The 22348-nt window shown below is 67.4% G+C and carries 23 protein-coding genes; 6 read left to right on the forward strand and 17 right to left on the reverse strand.

Annotated features, from left to right (window positions below):
- Positions 1-49 precede the first annotated feature (49 nt).
- From EV646_RS17520 to EV646_RS17530, 3 genes are read right to left on the reverse strand one after another with little or no spacing between them, the layout of a single operon-like run.
- Positions 50-457: a GNAT family N-acetyltransferase gene (locus EV646_RS17520; RefSeq protein ID WP_132149722.1), complete on the reverse strand. Its 408-nt coding sequence runs from the start codon at positions 455-457 to the stop codon at positions 50-52.
- Entirely contained in the window at positions 454-978 is a 525-nt protein-coding gene (locus EV646_RS17525) for a GNAT family N-acetyltransferase (RefSeq protein ID WP_132149724.1), read from the reverse strand. Before EV646_RS17525 ends, EV646_RS17520 begins: the two co-directional genes overlap by 4 nt.
- Positions 979-1004: 26 nt before the next feature.
- Entirely contained in the window at positions 1005-1586 is a 582-nt protein-coding gene (locus EV646_RS17530) for a GrpB family protein (RefSeq protein ID WP_199237022.1), read from the reverse strand.
- 162 nt (positions 1587-1748) lie between these two features.
- Here EV646_RS17530 and EV646_RS17535 point away from each other — a divergent pair, with 162 nt between their 5' ends.
- A complete protein-coding gene (locus EV646_RS17535) occupies positions 1749-2711 on the forward strand; it encodes a TRM11 family SAM-dependent methyltransferase (RefSeq protein ID WP_132149726.1) in 963 nt (320 codons plus the stop codon).
- Positions 2712-2753: 42 nt separating this feature from the next.
- Here EV646_RS17535 and EV646_RS17540 read toward each other — a convergent pair whose 3' ends face one another.
- Positions 2754-3620: an HIRAN domain-containing protein gene (locus EV646_RS17540; RefSeq protein WP_132149728.1), complete on the reverse strand. Its 867-nt coding sequence runs from the start codon at positions 3618-3620 to the stop codon at positions 2754-2756.
- 230 nt (positions 3621-3850) lie between these two features.
- On the opposite strand from EV646_RS17540, the gene ilvA reads away from it, so the two are divergent.
- Positions 3851-5143, forward strand: coding sequence for a threonine ammonia-lyase IlvA (gene ilvA, locus EV646_RS17545; protein ID WP_132149730.1), 1293 nt, complete (start codon positions 3851-3853; stop codon positions 5141-5143).
- A 97-nt stretch (positions 5144-5240) separates the two neighbouring features.
- Here the strand turns inward: ilvA and EV646_RS17550 are convergent, their stop codons facing one another.
- The 11 genes from EV646_RS17550 to EV646_RS17600 all read right to left on the reverse strand — a co-directional run bounded on the left by EV646_RS17550 (position 5241) and on the right by EV646_RS17600 (position 16959).
- Complete coding sequence (locus tag EV646_RS17550) at positions 5241-5516, reverse strand: hypothetical protein (protein ID WP_132149732.1); 276 nt, start codon at positions 5514-5516, stop codon at positions 5241-5243.
- A 165-nt stretch (positions 5517-5681) separates the two neighbouring features.
- Positions 5682-5975, reverse strand: a complete 294-nt coding sequence (locus EV646_RS17555; protein WP_199237023.1) for a LuxR C-terminal-related transcriptional regulator — start codon at positions 5973-5975, stop codon at positions 5682-5684.
- Between the two features lie 5 nt (positions 5976-5980).
- Positions 5981-7405, reverse strand: coding sequence for a rhamnulokinase (locus EV646_RS17560; protein ID WP_132149734.1), 1425 nt, complete (start codon positions 7403-7405; stop codon positions 5981-5983).
- Positions 7402-8844 carry an L-fucose/L-arabinose isomerase family protein gene (locus tag EV646_RS17565; protein WP_132149736.1) on the reverse strand — a complete coding sequence of 481 codons (1443 nt, stop codon included), beginning with the start codon at positions 8842-8844 and terminating at the stop codon, positions 7402-7404. The genes EV646_RS17560 and EV646_RS17565 overlap by 4 nt, the downstream gene beginning before the upstream one ends.
- Before the next feature lie 9 nt (positions 8845-8853).
- Positions 8854-10896, reverse strand: coding sequence for a bifunctional aldolase/short-chain dehydrogenase (locus EV646_RS17570; RefSeq protein ID WP_132149738.1), 2043 nt, complete (start codon positions 10894-10896; stop codon positions 8854-8856).
- A gap of 6 nt (positions 10897-10902) precedes the next feature.
- Positions 10903-12066 carry an L-rhamnose isomerase gene (gene rhaI / locus EV646_RS17575; RefSeq protein ID WP_132149740.1) on the reverse strand — a complete coding sequence of 388 codons (1164 nt, stop codon included), beginning with the start codon at positions 12064-12066 and terminating at the stop codon, positions 10903-10905.
- Between the two features lie 2 nt (positions 12067-12068).
- Complete coding sequence (locus EV646_RS17580) at positions 12069-12395, reverse strand: L-rhamnose mutarotase (protein WP_132149741.1); 327 nt, start codon at positions 12393-12395, stop codon at positions 12069-12071.
- Positions 12396-12406: 11 nt separating this feature from the next.
- Positions 12407-13474, reverse strand: a complete 1068-nt coding sequence (rhaS, locus tag EV646_RS17585; RefSeq protein ID WP_132149743.1) for a rhamnose ABC transporter substrate-binding protein — start codon at positions 13472-13474, stop codon at positions 12407-12409.
- A gap of 11 nt (positions 13475-13485) precedes the next feature.
- Positions 13486-14451: an ABC transporter permease gene (locus EV646_RS17590; protein ID WP_132149745.1), complete on the reverse strand. Its 966-nt coding sequence runs from the start codon at positions 14449-14451 to the stop codon at positions 13486-13488.
- The gene (locus EV646_RS17595; RefSeq protein ID WP_132149747.1) at positions 14438-15457 is read right to left on the reverse strand and encodes an ABC transporter permease; all 1020 of its coding nucleotides are present in this window, start codon (positions 15455-15457) and stop codon (positions 14438-14440) included. Before EV646_RS17595 ends, EV646_RS17590 begins: the two co-directional genes overlap by 14 nt.
- A complete protein-coding gene (locus EV646_RS17600) occupies positions 15454-16959 on the reverse strand; it encodes a sugar ABC transporter ATP-binding protein (RefSeq protein ID WP_132149749.1) in 1506 nt (501 codons plus the stop codon). Before EV646_RS17600 ends, EV646_RS17595 begins: the two co-directional genes overlap by 4 nt.
- Positions 16960-17173: 214 nt before the next feature.
- Here EV646_RS17600 and EV646_RS17605 point away from each other — a divergent pair, with 214 nt between their 5' ends.
- Complete coding sequence (locus EV646_RS17605) at positions 17174-18271, forward strand: LacI family DNA-binding transcriptional regulator (protein ID WP_132149751.1); 1098 nt, start codon at positions 17174-17176, stop codon at positions 18269-18271.
- Here EV646_RS17605 and EV646_RS17610 read toward each other — a convergent pair.
- Positions 18251-18943, reverse strand: coding sequence for a TetR/AcrR family transcriptional regulator (locus EV646_RS17610; protein ID WP_199237024.1), 693 nt, complete (start codon positions 18941-18943; stop codon positions 18251-18253). The two genes, EV646_RS17605 and EV646_RS17610, sit on opposite strands and share 21 nt — an antisense overlap.
- Positions 18944-19042: 99 nt before the next feature.
- On the opposite strand from EV646_RS17610, the gene EV646_RS17615 reads away from it, so the two are divergent.
- The 3 genes from EV646_RS17615 (at position 19043) to EV646_RS17625 (ending at position 21565) form a co-directional block, all read left to right on the forward strand.
- A complete protein-coding gene (locus EV646_RS17615; protein ID WP_132149756.1) occupies positions 19043-19834 on the forward strand; it encodes an alpha/beta fold hydrolase in 792 nt (263 codons plus the stop codon).
- Positions 19835-19981: 147 nt separating this feature from the next.
- On the forward strand, positions 19982-20914 hold the full coding sequence (locus tag EV646_RS17620; RefSeq protein WP_132149758.1) for an aldo/keto reductase: 933 nt from the start codon (positions 19982-19984) through the stop codon (positions 20912-20914).
- Positions 20915-21013: 99 nt separating this feature from the next.
- Positions 21014-21565: a DUF4240 domain-containing protein gene (locus tag EV646_RS17625; RefSeq protein ID WP_132149760.1), complete on the forward strand. Its 552-nt coding sequence runs from the start codon at positions 21014-21016 to the stop codon at positions 21563-21565.
- Positions 21566-21648: 83 nt separating this feature from the next.
- On the opposite strand, the gene EV646_RS17630 is transcribed toward EV646_RS17625, so the two are convergent.
- Positions 21649-22320, reverse strand: coding sequence for a hypothetical protein (locus tag EV646_RS17630; protein WP_132149762.1), 672 nt, complete (start codon positions 22318-22320; stop codon positions 21649-21651).
- Positions 22321-22348 lie beyond the last annotated feature (28 nt).

A 22348-nucleotide genomic window follows, 5' to 3' on the forward strand; every position in this document is an offset into this window, starting at 1 on the left:
TCATCCAGGCGTGGCAGCCCGAGCCGACCAAACAACCACCCCGCCGGACTCATGGCCGGTCGAGTAGGAACCAGTAGTTGACGGTGGGGCCTTGGGAGGCCGGCCCGCCGCCGAGGGCGTCGTACAGGTTGCGGGCTGGGGTGTTGTCAGCGCCGGTGGTGAGGAACATCTTGGTGGCGCCGGCGTCAGCACCTGCGGCCATGAAGGTTGTCAGCAGTTGGCGGCCTATGCCTTGGCGCCGGTGGGCTTCGTCGACCTCGAGTTGGTGGAGGTAGAGCATGGCGGAGCCGTCGGGGCGGGGTAGGCGGTAGCCCCAGCACCAACCCGAGATGTCTGAGCCGTTCAGGGCGACGTACGTCATGACGCCTGGTGCGGTTGTGAAGGCCAGGTCGGCGGTGGAGCCCATGAACTTCTTCACCGCCTGCTCCAGTAAGGCAGGGTTGGGTACGACGATCATGTGGGTTGGATGCGGTAGAGGACGCTGGGGCGGAGGGGGCCTTCGGGGGCGGTGGGGTCGTCGAACTTGTCGGTCAGGGTCATGCCGAGGCGGCGCATGACGGCTTGGGAGCGGACGTTGGTCGCGGTGGTGATGGCGAGGATCTCGGGCAGCTTCAGCGTTTCGAAGCCGAAGGTCAGGGTGGCGCGGGCGGCCTCCGTCGCGTAGCCGTGGCCCCAGGATGAGCGGGCGAGGCGCCAGCCGATCTCCACGCCGGTGAACGGCATCTCCTCGTCCACCGGATCCAGTCCCGCGAAGCCGACGAACTCACCCGTCGCCGCGACCTCGACGGCGCACCAGCCGAACCCGCGCTCGTCGAACTCGGCCTCGAAGGCCGCGACCGACGCATCCGACTGTTCCCGAGTCATCACCTCACCCAGATGCTCCCGCACCTCAGGATCCGCGTTCATCGCCGCCCAAGGCTCCAGATCCGACTCCCGCCACCGCCGCAGCACCAGCCGCTCAGTCCGCAACTCACCCATCCCCGCAACCTACTCAGCCGTGCAACTCAAATACCTTCCCCAGGAGTCCAGTACGTCGTACGCGCCCACAACTCAGCCGCCTCGAACAACACGACCGTCGCCGGCTGCTTGATCTGCCCGTAGCCGAAGAGGTCCGGCACGCTCTCCGACAGCCTGGTCTTGAAAGCCCCCCACGCGTCACGCACCGTCTCGTTGGCCCGGAGGAAGTCGCGGAACAGCAGCATGCGCCGGGCGTTCGGCGTCCCGACCGCCCGCACGTGGATGTTGCAGGACCGCCCACCCACCGGCGGCGCGAAGACCAGCTTGGCGTACGGCGTCCCGTCGTACGTGTCATCGCGATTCCACGACTCCGGCCGGCAACGGAACCCGATCGTCCCGAGCGCCGCCACGAGTTCGTCCTCGTCAAGCACCGGCACGATCACCTGGATGTCGATGCAGTCCTTTGCCGGCAGCCCGGGGACTGACGTCGACCCGACGTGATCGATCCGCACGGCAGCCGGCCCCAGCGCACCCCGAAGCAACTCGGCGATTCGGTCGAAATCGGCGGGCCACTGCGGTTGGTACTCCAAGACCTCGAGTTTGCGTTCCAACTCGTCAGGAAACGGCACAGCGGAAAAATCTACCAAGGCGACGCAGGGCTGGTCGTACACTTAGCGGCAGTGACTGGTTTCTGAGGGACGCACGCGTCACCGTGGCGGCTTGGCCGGCCGCGGCGATGGGGTGCGTCGTGCATCGATTCCGTTTGATCGACGCGACCTCAGGAGCCACTCTTGCTCGACCTGGGCATCTCCGTTCACGACCATTTGATTCTGCGCACCGTTGAAGGTGCGGTTGATCTGCTGTACGACGAACTCCGCACAACCGAGGCGGGCACGCCGCTGCGTCCGCTGGCGTCGTCCGTCAGCTGCCGGATCAACGGCTCACTGCAAGCGATCTACAACTGTTCGCTGTATTCGACCGCCGCGATACCCCTCGCCGGAAACCCAACAGACAAAGGCTTTCTCGAGCCGCTGCACAGGTCCTCAGCCCTGGGTGTACTCGCGGCCATCCAAGGCCCAGTGGTATTCAGATCCACGCAGGAGCTCATCCCCAGAGTCACCACCGAACTCGGCTGGCGAAACGATCCCGGCGGATGGAATGTGAACATCACCGAAGAAGACAACGGCTGGGTGGCCGAGATCGGGCCGCTCTACTGGACCCAGCGGTTCGGACGCCTGGAACGGTTGCCGTGGTCAACCAACCCGGTGGTTGCCGAGGTCGTCGTACGGCTGGCGAAGATCCGCGCGAACCATCGCGTCCTCGACCCGTTCTGCGGCTCCGGAACACTCTTGCTGGCGGCCCGACGCCAGACCGACGACATCATCGGATCGGATCACGCATCGGTGGCGATCGCCCGCCGAAACGGGCTGTCCCACCTGTCCATCGGCAAAGCCGAGGAGCTCCAGCAGCCGGACCGCAGCATCGATCGCGTGATCGCCAACCTCCCCTTCGGCAAACGCGTCGGCTCGCACCAGGACAACGTCAGGCTCTACCCGGCCGCCCTCGCCGAGATAGCGCGCGTACTCACCGACGACGGCCGCGCGGTCCTCCTCACCGAAGACAAACGCCTCCTCAGAGACGCTGTCGCCCACACCAAAGGCCTGAAGATCGCGAAAGAGCGTGTACTGCGCTTCAACGGCGCCACCCCTACAGCCTTCATCATCCTGAGAACAGCAGCGCGGCGGTTCAAGTAGCTCCGCAGTGCCCACCGGCGAGAATGAGCACTGCGCAGCCGCCTAGTTGGCTTCCTTGGTTGCCCAGTAGTGCCATTGGGGGGAAGCGACTGGGGAGCGGGTCAGGCCGTCCGGCCAAGTGGCCGGGAGGTCGTGACTCCGCGCCGCGTAGAGAATCACCTCCGATGCGGTCCGGTCGCCGCGGACGGCGACGCGGGCAGCGGTCTCGGCGCGCATGTCGGACAGGTAGTGGATGGCCGGCAGGAACTCCGCGCTCAGCCGCGGGCTGAGCCGGCCGACCGGTTCGTCGTCCAGTTTGACCTCCACCACGATCCGGTGCCGGTCCTGGATGCCGTCCTCCTCCTCGACCGCATGCATGGTCGCGTACGCCCAGCACTCGCCCTCCGCCCGGAAGAACGGTGCCAGTACGTCGGGATGCACTTCACTGCCCGGTACGACGATGCCGCTGCCAGGCGGCAACAGGTGATAGCTGCCTGGCGGGGGCAGATTCACCGGCACCAGCATGTGCGGCTGCCCGAGCGCCACCGCCACGCTGGCATGGAACTCGGTGCCCTGCTTGCCCTTGCCTTCCCAGTCCGCCGGTTCCCACTCACTGACCCACAGGTGGCACGGCACCTGCGGTTGCAGGCCTTGTGCCACCAGTTCTGACAGCACCGGGTGGTACCGGTGCGCGTCGTCCCTCGGCAAATAGCCGACAACCTTCCCCTGCACCCGTACGGCGATCGATCGGGGGTCGAAACGGTTGTGCGGTTCCGGGACGAGGTCCGCCTCGGTGTCCAAGTCTGCGCCACGCGCTGGGATCGGGTCCGGAAACAGGCTTCGGATCGCCTGCTCGTGCGGAGCCTCCCGCACGACCTCCTGACCACACCACAGGGCGTCTCCCCACAGACTGAACGGAATCAGTTCCATCCTGCCCTCCAGTCCCCGTTGACCGGCTTTACTCGGCTCATCCCGGCCAGGGCCCTGGCCGTTACACCGAGTGAGCGTATGAAAACTAGACTGCCCAGTGAAGAGCCGTTTCACGCATGGTGCAAGAGTCTGATGCGCAAAGGTATCCGTTGGTCCGTAGTGTGGACGACGGTCGTCTTGTGCAGCGAGCGAAACGGGCAGAATCGTGCAAATGCACGGGAAGGAAGCTCATGCAGGGCAGTAGTTCAGTCGCTCGATCGACCATCGGCACGGACCGGAATCCTGTCGATGCGGAGGCTGTCGAGGCCGCGGTCAAGCGGCTCGACGGCGTCGCGGTGCGTACACCGTTGCAGCGCAACCTCCGCCTCTCCGAGCGCACCGGCGCCCAGGTCTGGCTGAAGCGGGAAGACCTGCAGATCGGCCGTTCCTACAAGCTCCGCGGCGCCTACAACCTGATCGCCCAACTCGACGACGCGGCGAAGGCAGCCGGTGTCGTCTGTGCCAGTGCGGGCAACCACGGCCAGGGCCTCGCCTACTCGTGCCACATCCTCGGCGTCCACGGCAAGGTCTACGTTCCCCGTACGACGCCCCGCCAGAAGCGTGACCGGATCGCGGCCCTGGGTGGCAAGCAGATCCAGGTCATCATCACCGGTGACACGTACGACGACGCCGCCGCGGCCGCGCAAGCGGAGGTCGAGGCCACCGGGGCGACGATGGTGCCCGCGTTCGACGACCCGAGAACCGTCGCCGGCCAAGGGACTGTGGCGGTCGAGCTGGTCGACCAGCTCGGCCAGGCGCCCGACGTACTGGTGGTTCCCGTCGGTGGTGGCGGTCTGATCGCGGGAGTCGCGACCTGGCTGGCCGGACGGCATCCCGGCGTACGCATCGTCGGCGTGGAGCCGGCCGGAGCCGCGAGTATGGCGGCTGCACTGGAGGCGGGTGAACCGGTCACGCTGCCGCATCTGGACAGCTTTGTGGACGGTGCCGCCGTACGGCGGGTCGGCGACGTGACGCTGCCGTTGGTCGCGGCGACCGGGGTCGAGATGATGTCCGTCCCGGAGGGCCTGGTGTGCAGCGAAATGCTGGAGCTGTACCAGACCGACGGCCTGATCGCCGAGCCCGCGGGCGCGCTGTCGACAGGTGCCCTGGGCAACGGTTTGGACGTACGGCCGGGCGAGACCGTGGTCTGCCTGCTGTCCGGCGGGAACAACGACGTCAGCCGGTACGGCGAGATCCTCGAGCGGTCATTGGTGTACGAGGGTCTGAAGCACTACTTCCTGGTGACCTTCCCGCAGGAGCCCGGTGCGCTGCGGGCGTTCCTGGACGAGGCGCTCGGGCCGGACGACGACATCACCCTGTTCGAGTACGTGAAACGCAACAACCGCGAGACCGGCGTCGCCCTGGTCGGCATCGAGATCAGCCGGCCCGGCGACCTCGACGGACTGCTGACCCGGATGGAGGCTGCACCCCTCGACATCGAACGCATCAACCCGAACTCCCCCGAGTTCCGCTACCTGATCTGAACGCACTGGTCCCGCCGGAGGGGTCTGGGCCACCTGCTTCCGGTCAGGTGCCGTCGTCAACCCCGTTGCGCTCCGGCGGGATCAGTGCGTCTGTGAGTCAGTGCTTCGAATGCTTCGGGTGGTGCTTTCCCTCGCGGCCTTCCGGTTGCTTGGCCTGCTTGCGCGGATCGTCAGGATGGTGCCCGTCAGCCCAGTGCTCTCCGAGAGGTCGCTCGTCGGTCGCAGGGAGCACTTGGTCCTGCTCGTAGGGCTCCTGCTGGTCCTGCACCTCCTGGGCCTTCGACGACTTGTGCGAAGCCCCGGCGACCAGCGCCACCACGATGACCAGGACCGCCAGTGCGACGACGATCCACACGACGGTCATGCCGCCCATCGCTCCTCCTCGGCTCGATACTGGAGCCCCTGTACCCCGCCGCTCCGAGGCCTAACGTGCCGCGAAGTGGTAGGCGCCGGCGGCAATCGTCAGTACGACGGGCCCGCCCTCGTCCCGCACCGGACCGAGCCGCGTGGCCGGCCTGCGGGGGAGGTGGGATGACGCTTAGACCAGGCCGCGGCGGGCAGCCCAGACGATTGCTTCGATGGCGGTGCCGAAGCCGAGGCGGTCGCAGACCGTCCGGGTACGGCGGCGGACGGTACGCTCGGACAGATCGAGCCGGCGGGCCACGGAGTCCACCGGCAGCCCGGTAGCGAGCAGCCGGAGCAGTTGCAGGTCGTCGTGACTGATCTCACGCGGCGGCGTCACCCGGCGAGACGCCGTTGACATGCGACGCGCGTGCAGATCGATCGGCGCTCCAGGAGCGACCGGTGGGATTTCCTGTGGGAGGGCGGTCATGCGGATCACCTGATTCCGAAGAGCCGGGACTCGGCGGCGTCCCAGTCGGCCGGTTTTCCCTGCGGCTGGTAGCGCCGCAGTTGATGGGTGGAGCGGACCAGTGCGCGCATCGCGCCCAGGTCGGGCAACGGCTCGCCCAACGCGCGAGCCTGGACAAGAACGTTGCCTAGCGCGGATGCCTCGACCGGACCGGCCAGCACCGGCAGTCCGCACGCGTCGGCGGTCAACTGGCAGAGCAGCTCGTTCTGCGAGCCGCCGCCGATAACGTGCAGCACGTCGACCGGGCGATCCGCGATGGTCTGCGCCTGCCGCAGCGTCCGGCGGTACGCCAGCGCGAGACTCTCGAGCACACAGCGGACCGTGGCGGCCTGCGACCGCGGTGGCTCCTGACCGGTCGCACGGCAGTGCTCTTCGATCCGCCGCGGCATGTTGCCAGGAGCAAGGAATTCCGGAGCATCCGGATCAATCAGTACGGCGAACGGCGGTGCGTCGGCGGCGGCACGCAGCAACCCCGGCAGGTCGTCGGAACCCCAGACCCGCTGACACTCCTGCAGAATCCACAACCCCATCACATTCCGCAGGAACCGGATCCGCCCGTCGACTCCACCTTCATTGGTGAAGTTGGCCTCCCGAGCCTCGGCGCTCAGCACAGGCTCTTCAAGCTCCAACCCAACCAACGACCACGTCCCGCTCGAGATATAAGCAAACCGCTCATCCCCCGCCGGCACCGCAACCACAGAAGAAGCCGTGTCATGCGACCCCACGGCAATCACCGGTGTGCCAGCAGCCAGCCCAGTCTCTTCAGGAAGCACCGTTCCGATGACATCTCCGGGCTCCCGCAACTCAGGCAGGACCTTTATCGGTACACCCACCCGCTGGGCCAGCTCCGAGCTCCACGCCCGCGCGCGTACGTCGTACAACTGCGTGGTGGAGGCGTTGGTCCGCTCAGCTCCTACCTGGCCGGTGAGCCAGTAGCCGAGCAGGTCGGGGATCATCAGCAGTGTCTCCGCCTGCTCGAGCAGTCCCTCGGCAGCCAGCTGATAGATGGTGTTGAACGGGAGTTGCTGGAGGCCGGTGATGGCGTAGAGGTCTTCGGCTGACACCGACTCCAGGACGCGTTCCATGACGCCGTCTGTGCGGGAGTCGCGGTAGTGGATGGGGTTGCCGAGGAGGCGACCAGCAGCGTCCAGGAGGCCGTAGTCGACTGCCCAGGAGTCGATGCCGATGGAATCGAGAGGCCCAGCTTGAGCGAGGCCGTCGAGCATTGAGCGGTAGAGGTGGAGGACGTCCCAGTGCAGGGTGTTCCCCAGCCGGACCGGGCCGTTCCAGAAGCGGTGGATCTCGGCCAGCTCCAGCGTGTCCGCGCCGACTGTGCCCAGCATGACGCGGCCGCTGGACGCACCGAGGTCTACCGCTGCGACTCGTTTCATGGATTGACGAGGGTCAGGTCGAGGTGGAGGAGGTCGGCTACTGCTGCCAAGTCCTTGGCGCGATGGCCGGTGCCGAGGGCCCAGTGGTGGGCGACTCCGGAGCCGGACCAGGCGTCGGTCCACTCGCCCGGGTCACAGCCGAAGTCGACCCGCGAGGTGGTGTTGCCGATCTGCAGCAGCGGTCCCGGTACGACGGTCCCCTCGGACGCGATCAGGTTGAACGAACCATCACGCCGCTGACCGAGACCACACGCGGTCACCGGCCCATGCTTCACATCGAACTCAACCGACACGCCCCAGCCACGCTTGCCGTGGTAGACACCAAGCCCCCGCAGCAGCGGCCTGGCCGAGCTGATCGCGAGGTGCGCCGGCCCGTCGTGACCCATCTCGACCACGTTGTCGTGGAAGTTCAGCGCCTGCAGCTCGGTGAACGAACCACCCGCGCCGAGCCTGTCCATCACCAGCATCGCCAGCGACGTCCGCAGCTCGTACTCACCCGCCGCCGGAATACCCCTTGCCGTGAGCAACGAAGCACCAAGGATCATCCCGGCCGCGACTCGCTCGTGCATCTCCCCGTCGAGCCCGCGGTGGTAATAAGCCAAAGTGTCCAATCCGAAGTCCTCGACCAGCCGGTCGAGCGCGACGGACACGGTCGCACCCCAGCGGAAGTCCTCCTCGACCACCGAGTCATCCAGAACAAAGATGTCCCGGGCCAGGTCCATCCGGGCCGCGGTCTCCGCCTCGCTCACCTTCTCCACCCGAACGCGCAGGTCGTCGATCTCCAGGATCTCGACATGACCGCCAAGCTGCGACGACACCAGCGTCGGATCGGTGATCACGTCCATCATGCCGGGGTAGAGATGCCCGAGCAGACCGTGCCGACCGTGCCGGAAAGCCGCCCGTACGCCGGCCGCCCGGATCCACCGGTCGATCCGCGCCCAGGCCCGCTCGTCCTCGAGGTAGCCGGAGACCGACCGGAAGTCGATCCCACAGCGCTCGAACGCGTTCGCCATCTCCGGCAGCGGACATGCACCGCAGTACGCGAGCCAAGCCCCGGTGTCGAACGTCGCATGGTCCATCGACTCGGTCGGCTGGAGGTTCAGCAGCAGTACTGGCGCTCCACTGCGCTGAGCCACCGGCACCAGCATCGACGCCGTCATGTAGGTCGTCAGGAACCCGACGATGAGATCGCAGTCCGCGAGCCGCAGCTTCTCGGCCGCAGCAGCACCCTCATGCGCATCCGAGATGAAGCCGACATCCACGACCTCACAGTCGAGCGCCGAGAACCGCTCGGACACCCGCCGCGCGGACGCCTGCAACTGCGGCAACAGGTCCGGGAACTGCGGCCAGTAGGCACCCAGACCGCCCGCAACCAGCCCGATCCTGGTCTTGCGCGTCGTGATCCGCTCCAGCCCCGGGCGGACGTCCAGCTCCGTCATCCCAATCTCCTAACGCAAGAACGCGGCCGCGACACCGGCATCGACGGGAATGTGCAGACCGGTCGTGTGGGTCAAATCCCCACCGGCCAAGGCGAAAACGGCCGCCGCGACATGCTCCGGCAGCACCTCGCGCTTCAGCAGCGTGCGCTTCGCGTAGTACGCCCCCAGCTCCGACTCCGGTACGCCGTACACCGCCGCCCGCTGAGCACCCCAGCCCTTCGCGAAGATGCCGGAACCGCGTACGACGCCGTCCGGGTTCACGCCGTTGACGCGGATGCCGTACTCACCGAGTTCGGCGGCGAGCAGCCGGACCTGGTGGGCCTGGTCGGCCTTGGCCGCGCCGTACGCGACGTTGTTCGGTCCGGCGAAGACGGAGTTCTTGCTGGAGATGTAGATGATGTCGCCGCCGAGACCCTGGTCGATCAGCACCTTCGCTGCCGCCCGCGAGACCAGGAACGAGCCCTTCGCCATCACGTTGTGCTGCAGGTCCCAGTCGCGATCTGTTGTCTCCAGCAACGACTTCGAGATCGACAATCCGGCATTGTTGACAATCAGATCGACACCACCGAAGGCGAGCACAGCCTCCCGGAGCGCAGCCTCCACAGCCGAAGCATCAGAAACATCGGCGCCGACGGCAACGGCAACATCGGACGACCCGATCTCCTTTGCCACCGCCTCGGCCGCGGCCAGATCCAGGTCGGCCACGACCACACAAGCACCCTCAGCGGCCAGCCGCTGCGCGATCGCCTTCCCGATCCCCGAACCACCACCGGTGACAAAGGCAACCCGAGTCGCCAGCGGCTTCGGTCGAGGCATCCGCTGCAGCTTCGCCTCCTCCAGCGCCCAGTACTCGATCCGGAACTTCTCCCGCTCATCGATCGGAGCGTACGACGAGACCGCCTCGGCCCCGCGCATCACGTTGATCGCATTCACGTAGAACTCGCCGGCCACCCGCGCCGTCTGCTTGTCCTTGCCGAAGCTGAACATGCCGACACCCGGCACCAGAACGATCGCCGGATCCGCACCACGCATCGCCGGGCTGTCCGGCTCGGCGTGCCGGTTGTAGTAGGCCGCATAGTCTTCGCGGTACGCCGCGTGCAGCTCCTTCAGCCGCGCGATCGCGTCCTCGAGCGGCGCCGACGTCGGCAGATCGAGTACGAGGGGGCGCACCTTGGTCCGAAGGAAGTGGTCCGGGCATGACGTGCCCAAAGCGGCAAGAGCGGCCAGCTTCTCCCGCGACGTGAACTCCAGCACGACATCCGAGTCGTTGAAATGACCCACCTGAGGCTTGTCGGTCGACGCCAGACCGCGGATCACCGGAGCCAGGGCGGCAGCACGCAGACGGCGCTCCTCAACAGGCAGTGCCTCGAACCCAGGCACCACGGCACCGAAGGGCTCGGCGACACCGCGCTCGGCCAGGAAGCGTTCCGCCGTACGGATGATGTCGAGGGAGTTGGCTTCGCATTCCGCCGAGGTGTTGCCCCAGGCGGTGATGCCGTGACCGCCCAGGATGCAGCCGATCGCCTGCGGGTTGTCCCGCTTCACCGCCGCGATGTCGAGACCGAGCTGGAACCCGGGCCGCCGCCACGGCACCCAGACGACACGGTCGCCGAAGCACTCGGCGGTCAGCTTCTCGCCATCGGCCGCGGTCGCCAGCGCGATCCCGGAGTCCGGGTGCAGATGATCGACGTGTGGAGCGTCGACCAGCCCATGCATCGCGGTGTCGATCGACGGCGCCGCGCCGCCCTTGCCGTGCAGGCAGTAGTCGAAGGCGGCAACCATCTCGTCCTCGCGGTCGACGCCCGGGTAGACATCGACGAGGGCATTCAGCCGGTCGAGCCGCAATGCGGCCAGACCTGCCGTGGTGAGCGTGCCGAGGTCGCCGCCGGATCCCTTCACCCAGACCAGGTCGACTGGTTGCTGGGTCACCGGATCGGTCGTCGTACCCTTCGCGGACGTGTTACCGCCGGCGTAGTTGGTGTTGCGTGGATCGGCACCCAGTCGGTTGCTGCGCGCAACGAGTTCGGCAGTGACGCTTGGGGTGTCACTCATGATGATTCAGGCTCCCCATCCGGCTTGCTGGCCGTCGGCACGGTCCTTGATGATCTGCTCGTAGTACCCGCTGGCCTGGTAGGCCGCGATCGGGTTCGGGTCCAGGCCCTGGGATTCCCGCAGCTCCGCGAGCAGCGGCCGGACGTCGGTGTTGTACGCATCCATCAACGCGGCGTTCGCACCCAGCACGTCACCCGAGGCCTGGGCCGAGCGGAGGGCGTCGCGGTCGACCAGCAGCGCCTTGGCGGTCGCCTCCTGGACGTTCATCACCGAGCGGATGATGGCCGGGATCTTCACCTCGATGTTGTGGCACTGGTCGAGCATGAAGGCGATCCCGCGGTCCGGGTCGAGGGCGTCGCCGCGGACGATCTCGTTCATGATCCGGAACAGCTGGAACGGGTCCGCCGAGCCGACCATCAGGTCGTCGTCGGCGTAGAACCGGCTGTTGAAGTCGAACGCGCCCAGCTTCTTCGCGCGGAGCAGGAAGGCGACGATGAACTCGATGTTCGTGCCCGGCGCGTGGTGCCCGGTGTCGATGCACACCGTTGCCTTCGGCCCCAGCTCCAGACAGTGCGCGTACGACGTACCCCAGTCCGGTACGTCGGTGGTGTAGAAGGCCGGCTCGAACAGCTTGTACTCCAGCAGCATCCGCTGGTCGTCACCGAGCCGGTCGTACACCTCCTTCAACGCTTCGGCCAGCCGGTCCTGCCGGTCCTGGATGTCGTCCTGGCCCGGGTAGTTGGTGCCGTCGGAGAACCACAGCTTCAGGTCGCGGGACCCGGTCGCGTCCATGATGTCGACGCACTCGAGCAGATGGTCGGTCGCCTTCCGCCGTACCCGCGGATCCGGGTTGGTGACGCTGCCCAGTTTGTAGTCGTCGTCCTGGAAGACGTTGCTGTTGATCGCGCCGAGCCGGACGCCCTGCTCCTTGGCGTACGCCGCGAGCTTCGCGTAGTCGTCGACCTTGTCCCACGGGATGTGCAGCGCGACGCTCGGGGCGACGCCGGTGTACCTGTGCACCACCGCGGCGTCGGCGATCTTCTCCTCCGGCGAGCGCGGCACGCCGGGCTGGCTGAACACCTTGAACCGGGTGCCCGAGTTGCCGAACGCCCAGGAGGGCAGCTCGATCTCCTGGCGACTCAGGGCGATCTTGACAGCTTCGGTCGTCATGCTCAGTCCTCTTTCAGATGGAAGATCTCGGGCAGCAGCAGGAACGACTCGTCCGGCGGCCTCCCGTCGATACCGGTGAAGAATTCAGTCATCTCGGCCTGCCAGCGGGCGTTCACCTCGGTCGCCGCCATCGCTTTCTGCGCCGCCTCCAGGTCCTCCGCCTCGACGTACCCGATCAGCAGGCCGTCGTCGCGGAGGAAGAGCGAGTAGTTGTGCCACCCGGTGTCGCGCAGCGCGGCCTGCATCTCAGGCCAGACGTCGCGGTGGCGCTCGACGTACTCCTCCAAGCGGTCTGGCCGCACCTGGAGACAGAAGCAATAGCGGTTCACGAGAGCTGCCCTCAGAAGTTGAACTGGTCAATGTTCGCCGCGGTGAACTCGGTCGGCGGGCCGAGGACGATCTCGCCGTCCGCGCCGATGGTGTACTCACCGAGCTTGCCGGCCTTGAACTTCTCGCCCTGGGCACCGGTGATCTGGCCCGAGCTCAGCGCGGCACCGGCGTACGCCGCCAGGTAGCCGATGTCGGCCGGGTTCCACAGCGCGAACTTCTTCACCGTGCCGTCCTTGACGTACTGGCGCATTTGGTTCGGCAGGCCGAGACCGGTGATGGCGACCTTGCCCTTGTAGCTGGACGCGCTCACGTACCGGGAGGCGGCCGCGATGCCGACGGTGGTCGGCGAGACGATCACCTTGAGGTTCGGGTACGACTGCAGCAGACCCTGCGCCTCGGTGAACGACTTCTGGTCGTCGTCGTTGCCGTAGGCAATCTTCACCAGCTTGAGCTTGCTGTTCTCCGGCTTGGCCAGTTCGGTCTGCATGACCTTGATCCAGGAGTTCTGGTTGGTCGCGTTCGGCGTCGCGGACAGGATGGCGATCTCACCAGAACCGCCGGCCAGTTCGCTGGCCATCTTCACCAGGCTCTCGCCGATGCCCTGCGTGGTGGCCTGGTTGATGAACGCGTCCCGGCAGGTCTTCGACGCGTCGGAGTCGAAGGTGACGATCTTGACGCCGGCCTTGCGGGCCTGGTTCAGCGACGGGCAGACCGCGTTCGGGTCGTTCGCCGCCACCACGATCACGTTCTGCTGTTGCTGGATCAGGGTGTTGATGTAGCTGACCTGCGACGACGCGCTGGCGTCATTCGGACCGACCAGCTTGTACTCGCCCTTGATCTCGCCGACCGCGACCTTGCCGCCGCCGACCTCCACGTCCGTGTACGGGTTGTTCAGCTGCTTGGGCAGGTACGCGATCTTCAGGCCCTCTTTGAGCGGGGCATTCGGATCGGCCTTACCCGCGGTGGTCGCCGGAGCCGCCGTGTTCTGGCTCTCCGTGCTGGACTTCGTCGTACCGCCACAGGCAGACAACGCGAGCGCCAGAACGGCCAGCACCGCCAGATTCCTGCGTTGAGTCATCGTTCGTCCTTTCAGGTACGGCGGAGTCGGTTGACCAGGTTGGGACCGAGAACCGAGGCGATCAGGAGTACGCCGGTGACGACGTTGAGCGCCTCGTTGGAGACATCGGAGAGGCGGAGCGCGTTCTGCAGCGAGCCGAGCAGCACGACACCGGCGATCACGCCGGGCAGCGCGCCCTTGCCGCCGAAGATGGAGACGCCGCCGAGCAGGACCGCGGCGACCACGGCCAACTCGAGACCGGCGCCGTTGTCGGCCCGGGCGCTGGAGTACCGCAACGTCCACAGCACCCCGGCCAGGCCCGAGATCAGGCCACTGGCGACGTACAGCCAGAACTTCACCCGGCCCGGTCGTACGCCGGCGAATCGCGCGGCCTGCTCACTCGCGCCGACCGCGAACACGGCCCGGCCGATCGGGGTCGCGTGCAGGATCACGCCGAAGACGATGGCCAGTACGACGATGATGATCAGCACGTTCGGGATCGGCGTACCGCCGATGGAGCCGGTCACCCAGTCGGTGTAGACCGTGGGGAAGTCGGCGACCGCGCTGTCGCCGAGGACGACGAAGGCGAGGCCGCGGTAGAGCGCGAGGGTGCCGATGGTGACGGCGAGGGATGGCAGGCCGAGGACGGTGACGAAGAACCCGTTGACCGCACCGAGTACGGCGCCGAGCAGCAGGCAGAGCGGGATGATCGTCTCGATCGGCTGGTTCGCGTTCCACAGGTAGCCCATCACCGCGCTGGACAGGCCGAGCGTGCTCGCCACCGACAGGTCGATCTCGCCGGTGACGATCACCAGGGTCATCGGCAGCGCGACGAGCGCGATCGGGAGCAGGTCGAGGACCAGGAAGCCGAAGTTCTGCGACGTACCGAAGCTGTCGACACTCGCCGCGGCGACGATCAGGACGATGACGGTGATCGCGATGATCGCCGCGTTCCAGTTGGCGAACCGCGACACGACGGCGGACTCAGTTGCTGACATGCGAGCCTCGCTTCTTCAAGCTGGCCGCGACGCGTACGGCGACAAGCCGGTCCGCGCCGATCGCGAGCAGGATCAGCCCACCGACGATCGCCTGCTGCCAGAACTGGTTGATCTCCAGTACGGCGAGCGCGCTGCCGATCGTGGTCAGCAACAGGGCACCGAGCGCGGCACCCCAGACCGTGCCGCTACCGCCGAAGACCGCGACGCCTCCGACGACGACAGCCGCGACCACGTTGAGCTCGTAGCCGGTGCCGGCCGCAGCGTCGATGGTCCCGAATCGCGCGGCGAACAGCACTCCCGCAAGCCCGGCGAGCGCGCCGCTGACCGTGAAGGCGCCGATCGTACGACGCCCGACGGCGATGCCGGCCAGTCGCGCCGCCTGCGGACTCGAACCCATCGCGTACAGCTCACGGCCGACGCGGTAGTTCCGCAGTACGACGCCGGTGATCACCAGGACCAGCAACGCGATCACGACCAGGTACGGGACGCCGAGCAGCGTCGCGTTGCCGAAGTCGAGGAAGCCGGCAGGGAGTTCGTCGGCGTTGATCTGCTGACCGCCGGCCCAGAAGTAGGTGATGCCGCGGTAGACGTACAAGGTCCCCAAGGTCACCACCAACGCCGGAACGTTGCCGTAGCGGACGATGACGCCGTTGACCGCACCGCACACGACACCAACCCCGGCACCGACCAGGAGGGCCAGCACCACCGGAAGGTTGTCGTTCTGCAGCAGGGTGCCGACGGTGAAGGCGCTCAGCCCGAGGACCGAGCCGACCGAGAGGTCGATGTTGCGCGTGATCACCACCACGGCCTGGCCGACCGCCAGAACGGCCAGGATCGCGGTGTTGAGCAGGATGTCCCGGATGCTCTGCCCGGACAGGAAGCGCGGGTTCGAGATCGTGGTGACCAGGACGAGGATGCCCAACGCGAGGACGATGCCGAGCTCTCTCGCTCGCAACACGACGTCGAGCGAGGAGCGGTGCGGCGCGGGCAGTTCTACGGCGGTCACAGCGTGGCCTCCTGTCCCGTCGCGGCGAACATCACCGACTCCTCGGTCGCCTCACTCCGATCGAGCTCGGCCACCAACCGCCCCTCCCGCATCACCAGCACGCGGTCAGCCATGCCCAGCACTTCAGGCAACTCCGACGACACCATCAGTACGGCGACACCGTCGGCGGCGAGGCTGGACATCAGCCGATGCACCTCAGCCTTGGTGCCGACGTCGATACCGCGCGTGGGCTCGTCGACGATCAGCACCTTCGGGTTGGTGGCCAGCCATTTCGCCAGCACCACCTTCTGCTGGTTGCCGCCGGACAAGGTGCCGACGTTGTCGGACAGACGCCCGTACTTTGTCTTGAGCTTTTGGGTCCACTCCTTGGCTTCGCGGCGTTCACGGTTGCCGGTGAGGAAGCCGAGCTGGGAGAGCGAGCGCGACCTGGGCAGCGTGACGTTGCGCTCGATCGACAGCTCCATCAGCAGGCCCTGCTGGCGACGGTCTTCGGGGACCAGCGCTACGCCGGCAGCCATCGCCTGTTTCGGCGAGCCGGGTTTGAGGGTCTTGCCGACCACCTCGACCGTGCCGGTGTCGCGCGGGTCGACGCCGAAGATCGACTGGACCACCTCGGAACGGCCGGAGCCGACCAGGCCGGCGAGGGCGACGATCTCACCGGCGCGGACGTCGAACGAGACGTCTTTGAAGACGGGGTCGCGGGAGAGTCCCCGGACTTTGAGGGCGACCGCGCCGGCGGCGACGTCCTGCTTGGGGAAGAGGGCGCCGAGGTCGCGGCCCACCATCTTGCGGACCATCTCGTCGACGGTGATGTCGGTGAGCAGGTCGGTGGAGACGTGCCGGCCGTCGCGCATGATCGTGACCCGCTCGCACAGGGCGGTGATCTCCTCGAACCGGTGCGAGATGAACATCAGCGCGGCGCCGTCGTCGCGCAGTGACCGGGCGACGGCGAAGAGCCGCTCGACCTCGACGCCGGTGAGCGCGGCGGTCGGCTCGTCCATCACCACCACGCGCGCGTCCGCGGAGAGTGCCTTGGCGATCTCGACCAGCTGCTGGTCGGCGATCGAGAGGCCGCGGGCCGGGCGGTTCGGGTCGATCGACACGCCGAGGCGTGCGAACAGCTGAGCGGCCTGGCGGACCATCGCGGCCCGGTCGATGGTTTTGAAACGACCCAGAGGTTGGCGGCCCATCGCGATGTTCTCGGCGACGGACAGGTCCGGGAACAGGGTCGGCTCCTGGTAGATGACCGCGATCCCGGCCGCCTTCGCGTCGGCGGGGGTGCCGAGGTCCTGCCCTGTTCCGTCGAGCTCGATGCTGCCGGTGTCCGGACGATGTACGCCGGCCAGCATCTTCACGATGGTTGACTTCCCGGCCCCGTTCTCGCCGACCAGCGCGTGCGCCTCACCGCCGTACAGGTCGAAGGAGACGTCGCGGACCGCGGCGACCGCGCCGAACGACTTGGACACCTCGCGGACCCGCAACAGCGGCAGGGCGTCGGCCATGGTCACCTCCAACTCCGGGCGTCGAGTTGCTGAAAGGTTTCAAGAAGATTGCACGAACGTAAGGGCGAGCGGCTGGAGGCGTCAAGAGGTGGATCACGTTTGGAGGCCAGGTTCGGACGCGAGCTGCGGAAAACGGGTGGAAAACGGCTACGCTTCGATCACTAAGACGTTTCAAACCCTGGCCCTCGGGGGCCTTGACGCCGGGAGGTCGCGCATGGCAGCGGACAGCGCTCCCTCGCCGCTGCCCGAGGGTGACGGCACCAGCCGGGTGACCGCTCGCCGGCGGAAGGCGCGGCGGCGGGCCGCCGGGGTGAAAGCCGTCGCGGCCGCGGCCGGGGTCTCATTGGGCACCGTGTCGAACGTGCTGAACCGGCCCGAGGTGGTCAGCCCGGTGACGCGGGCGAAGGTCGAGGCGGCGATGGCGTCGCTCGGATTCGTCCGGAACGAGTCGGCCCGTCAGCTCCGCGCGGGCAGCAGCCGGATCCTCGCGTACCTGATGCTCGACGCCGGCAACCCGTTCTTCACCGACGTCGCGAAGGGCGTCGAGGATGCGGCGCGCGAGGCCGGCCTCTCGGTCTTCCTCTGCAACAGCAACGAGGACGCCGACCGCGAAGCGGACTACCTCGACCTGCTCGAACAGCAACGCGTCCAGGGCATCTTGATCACCCCGATCGACCAGAACTCGTCCCGCCTGAGCAAGCTTCCCGCCCGCGGTACGCCGGTCGTCGTGGTCGACCGGGCCATCGACGACGGCGAGCACTGCTCGGTCGCGGTGAACGACGTCCTCGGCGGCGAGCTCGCCATCGCGCATCTGCTCGAGCTCGGTCACGACCGGATCGCGTACGTCGGCGGCCCGAACACGATCGGCCAGGTCCTGGACCGTCGCGACGGCGCCCGGCGGGCGTTGCGGAAGGCCGGCAAGCCACCGGAGAACCTGATCGAGATCACCACCGGCGCGCTCACCGTCGCCGAAGGTAGGGGCGCAGGGCAACGACTTGCCGGACTACCCGCCGCCCGTCGTCCCACGGCGGCGTTCTGCGCGAACGACCTGCTGGCATTGGGTTTGCTGCAGCAATGCGTTTCGCTTGGACTGCGGGTGCCGGAAGACCTCGCCATCGTCGGGTACGACGACATCGAGTTCGCCGCGGCTGCCGCCGTACCGCTGACATCGGTCCGTCAGCCGCGTCAACTCCTCGGGCGTACTGCTGCCGAGTTACTGCTGGATGAGTCGTCGAACCCCGACCACGAGCATCAGCGGGTGACGTTCACGCCGGAGCTCGTCGTACGGACGTCAACTCGAGGGACGCTCTAGACCGTAAGAGGCGAGGAAGACCTCGGTTGCCTGGTCGGCGATCTGGTCGAACTCGTCGGCGGGGGGTCGGGCCTCGGTGCCGGCGAACATGGCGCGGTTCATCGGTTTGTACATGACCAGGCCGGCGAACTGGTAGGCCGCGAGCGTCGGGTCGGGGAGCTCGCGGAGCATGCCCCGGTCGGTCAGACTGGTCAGCGCCACGCCCAGCGCCTCCAGCGAGCGCTCGAAGCCGCTGTTGAACCAGGCTCCGCAGACGTCAGGGAAGCGATCGGCCTCCGCGATCACGAGGCGGCGTAGCTGCAGCACGCTGCTGTTGGTGAGGCTGTCGAGAAAGTAGTGCGCCAGGTTCTGCAGGGCTTCTCGTGCGTCGGTGGCTCGGTCGAGGGTTTCGGCGTACGCCTTGGTGAGCCCGTCGAGGAGCTGGTCACTGGTGCCGAGGACGATCTCGGCGAACAGGTGCTCCTTGTTCTCGAACTGCTTGTAGACGGTCTGTTTGGAGACGCCCGCCTTGGCGGCGACCTCGTCCATGCTCGCGCCCAGGTACCCGTGCTGGAGGAAGACCTCGGTCGCGGCGCCCAGGATCGCCCGGCGCTTACGCGGCGTCCGGCCTTCTCCTTCGATCGCGACGGGCTGTTCCGGCTGCCAGACGGCAGCCCGTTGACGGTGCTCCACGGGATCCTCCTCCACGTTCTCCGAAATCATACTAGACAGTCCAGTTCTGATGTGAGTACTGTACGGTCTAGTTCCGAACGACACCAAGGGAGGGCTCCGATGAGCACCGTGACATCCGCCGACGGCACCACGATCGCCTTCGATGCAGTCGGAGAAGGGCAGCCGCTGATCATGATCGACGGCGCCACCGCACACCGCGCCGTGAACCCGTCGAACGCCGAGGTGGCGAAGCTGCTGAGCGACGAGTTCCGGACGTACGTGTACGACCGGCGCGGCCGGGGCGAGAGCACCGACACCAAGCCGTACGCGATCCAGCGGGAGATCGAGGATCTCGCCGCGCTGATCGAGGACGCCGGCCAGCCGGCCACCGTCTTCGGTTGGTCGTCCGGTTCCCTGCTGACGCTGGACGCGGTGGCCGCCGGGCTGCCGATCAAGGCGCTCGCACTGTTCGAGCCGCCGGTGGTCGTGGACGACGCGCGGCCGCCGCTGCCGGTCGACTATGTCGAGCGGCTCGAGTCCGGGAGTCCGGACGATGCGGTGGAGTTGTTCATGACCGCGGCGGCCCTGCTGCCGGCCGAGATGGTCGACTCCATGCGAGGGACGCCGATCTGGTCTGCGGTCGCGGACATCGCCGGGACGATCGCGTACGACGGCCGGATCATGGGCACGACCATGTCGGGCAACCCGCTGCCGACCGATCGCTGGGCCGCGGTCGACGTACCGGTTCTGGTGATGCACGGCGACAACACCCCGCCGTACCTTCGACGGGGCGCGGAGGCGGTGGCTGAGCTGCTGCCGACCGCGCGGTTGCTCCCGGTGCAGGGCGAGAACCACAATGTCGAGCCGCCCGTGCTTGCCCCGGTTTTGCGCCAGTTCGGGCAGGAGCTCTGACATGGAGACGGCTGTTCGGTGAGACGCCGGACAAGACGAAGTGGCGGCTGGGGCAGTCGCTGACGGTCGGCGAGGGGATCGCTGTCACGGTGTGGCAGCGGGACAGGGCTTGACCTAGACAGCGCTCTAGCAGGTTGGCTTCTCGGCATGCTGAACATCGCACTGGGAGCCATGGAGTACGGGACGCGGATCGGGGAGCAGGAGACGTTCGCGCTGCTGGACGCGTACGTCGACGCCGGTGGGGAGTGGATCGATACCGCGAACTGCTACGCGTTCTGGCAGGACCCGAGCGGGCATGGGGGTCAGAGCGAGGAAGTGCTCGGCCGGTGGTTCGCACGCCGGCCGGGCGTACGGGACCGAGTGAAGCTGGCGACCAAGGTCGGGTGTGAACCGCTCTGGCCTGGCAGCTACCCGTCGCATTCAGAAGGCTTGAGCGCGGCGGCGATCGACGCCGCGCTGGAGGCCTCGCTGCGGCGGCTCGGTGTCGACCACATCGACCTCTACTGGGCCCACCGGGACGACCGGTCGGTGCCTTTGGAGGAGACGGCTGCCGCGTTCGGTAAGCATGTAGCAGCTGGTGTTGTCGGCCGGATCGGGCTGTCGAACTACGCGCTTTGGCGGGCTGAGCGACTGCGTGGGCTGGGCGTGGTGGAACCGACCGCTCTGCAATTGCGCTATTCCTACCTCCAGCCGCGCCCGTTCGTCCGCGACAAGGCTCACGACCACCGCTTCGGCTGGATCACCGACGAGGTCCTCGACTACGCCGCCGGAAACTCGTCGGTGCAGCTCTTCGCCTACAGCCCCCTGATGTCCGGCGCCTACGAGAATCGCCCCGACCGCCCTATCCACCAGGCGTTCGACCACCCCGGCACCACCCGCCGCCTCGCGTTGCTGAACCAGCTGGCCACCGACCTGTCCGTCACCCCCAGCGAGGTAGTCATCGCCTGGCTGACCGGCGGTACGCCCGCCATCACCCCCATCATCGGCATCACCACCCCCGCCTACCTCGCAACAGCCCTCCAGGGCGCCGACCTCCACCTCACCGACGATCAACGCAAACAGTTGGATGAGGTCTGGTAAACCACCACCACCCCAGCAGACCGCATAGCTCGGCGAAGTCTGGTAAATCACTTCGAATCAGCGCTCCCAATGGACTGGGGGTGGTGAGACGCTTGGGGGGTGGACAGGCACGGGTTCTGGGGATTGGTCGAGGATGCGCGCGGTGGGGTGGATGACACCGTGGCGGATCCGGATGGGGTTGCGGACGCGCTGACCAAGCTGCTGGGTGGGCTGGACGCTGAGGAGATCGCCGGGTTCGGAGTCGAACTCGCGCGGTTGCAGGTCGAGTCGTACCGGTGGGACGTGTGGGCGGCGGCGTACCTGATCAACTCGGGGGCTTCGGAGGACGGGTTCGACTCGTTCCGGGGCTGGTTGATCGCGCAGGGACGGGAGGTCTGGGAGGCCGCGCTGGCTGATCCGGACTCGCTCGCCGACGTCGTCGACGAGGACCGGCCGGAGGGCTTCGAGGGGTTCGACGGCGAGGGGATGCTGCACGTCGCGCCGCACGCCTACAAGAACGTCACCGGCGACGAGGCGGCGTTCTGGAAGGCAGTCGACTCGGAGGCGCCGGACACCCCGGACCTGCCGGCCGGCAAGGAGATCGACTTCGACGACGAAGACGACCTCCAAAGCCACCTGCCCCGGCTCGCCGCCCTGTACCTGGAGGGTTGAACCGGTCCGCGCCGAGGCGTTCTATCGAGGTGCGGAGGCCGGGCTCGCCGCCTTGTACCTCGAGGGTTAAAAGCCGGTCGCCGCTAAGCCGGTTCGCCGCTGAGGCGTTCTATTGCCGCGCGGAGGCGGCGGCGCCAGCTGGGCTGGCCGGCGTCCTCGTCGGCCGTGGCCAGGCTGACCAGGTGCTGCGCCATCTCGAAGCCTTCCGCTGTGCGCTCGTCCAGGTCAGTGACCGGTACGGCGGGCTGCTGGTCGTCGTGGTCGAGTTCGAGCTGCCGGCTGGTCCACCCGAACCCGTCGGGCACCAGCAGCTCCGGGACCAGCGACTCGTGGCTCAGTGACGCCAGCTCCTTGTCACCGTTGCCGATGCTGAAGATCGTCGTACCGCGCCGTCGTACGTCGCTGACGCGCTCCAGCAGCGTGTCAGCGGGGTCCTCCTCGGCAACCACCAGCAGGGACTCACCGCGGCCCGCGTCGGTCAGCCTGTCGAGGCCGATCGACAGGTGCGGCGGTGCACCCGGTGGCGGCGACCAGCGGATGAGGGACGGCCGGATGTCCTCGATGCCGGCCCGGTGCAGCTCGTCGTCCAGGTGAGCCGTCAGGTGCCAGGGCTCGTCCTCTGCCGGGCCGAACAGCATCAGCCCGCCGGTCCGCGTGGTGAACCTGCGGAGCGAGTGGGCGAAGTGAGTCGTCCGGGTGCCGAGCTCGGTACCGGTCAGCATCTCGCGGAGGAGCGAGGCCCTGGTGAGATCCACAGCTCCAACCTGACACAAGTCAGGGTCC

This window comes from Kribbella antiqua (assembly GCF_004345665.1).
GTDB lineage: Bacteria > Actinomycetota > Actinomycetes > Propionibacteriales > Kribbellaceae > Kribbella > Kribbella antiqua.